The following is a 772-nucleotide window of genomic DNA, read 5'->3' on the forward strand; positions in this document are numbered from 1 at the left end:
CACCGGGACGACGGACATACCGCGACGACAGGCATGCCGCCGGCCGGCGTGCCTGCGGACATGCCGGCTCACGTACCGGATGACACGCCGACAACGATGTGCCGCGTGCGGCGGCGCCGAATGAGGATGGATCATTGATGGCCGTGTTCGTGGCGAACGAGTCGGGCGTCGACACCGACGAGGTCACCCTTACCGCGCTCGCCCGGTTCGTGCTGGACGCCATGAAGGTCAACCCGCTGGCGGAGCTGTCGGTCATGATGGTGGAACAGTCCGCCATGGAGGAGCTTCACGTCCGTTACATGGGCGAGGAAGGCCCGACCGACGTGCTGGCCTTCCCCCAGGACGACGCGTTCGACCCGTCCTCGCCCGACTCGGGCGAGGACGACCCGACCCTGCTGCTCGGCGACGTCGTCCTGTGCCCGGATGTCGCCCGCAGACAGGCGGCGAAGGCGGGCCACTCGACCGAACACGAGATGCATCTGCTGTGCACGCACGGCATCCTGCACCTGCTCGGTTACGACCATGCCGAGCCGGACGAGGAGCGTGAGATGTGGGCTGTGCAGTCCCGGCTGCTGACCTCCTGGGCCACCGCCCGCGCCGCCGGCGCGCACTGATCGTGGCACGTGTCGGGCATGGCAGGCGTCCCGGGTACGGCAGGTGCCCCGGACACGACACGTGTCGGGTGTGCTACTCGCTGAGCGTGCCGGGGAACTGACAGGGCGGATCAATGGGTTACGGTGATGTTCCACTTCTGCTGCTCGCGGTGGTAGCC

At 68.1% G+C, this 772-nt stretch carries 1 protein-coding gene; it reads left to right on the forward strand.

Translation table 11 applies throughout. The features are described from left to right. The first annotated feature begins 137 nt into the window (after nucleotides 1–137). On the forward strand, nucleotides 138–614 hold the full coding sequence (gene ybeY, locus DD1DGNOD_RS08745; RefSeq protein WP_131766054.1) for an rRNA maturation RNase YbeY: 477 nt from the start codon (nucleotides 138–140) through the stop codon (nucleotides 612–614). Nucleotides 615–772 lie beyond the last annotated feature (158 nt).

The organism is Candidatus Protofrankia californiensis (genome assembly GCF_900634765.1).
Lineage (GTDB): Bacteria > Actinomycetota > Actinomycetes > Frankiales > Frankiaceae > Protofrankia > Protofrankia californiensis.

Coding starts and splice junctions, on each gene's coding strand:
- ybeY (WP_131766054.1), top strand. CDS start 138: ATGGCCGTGTTCGTGGCGAACGAGTCGGGCGTCGACACCGACGAGGTC.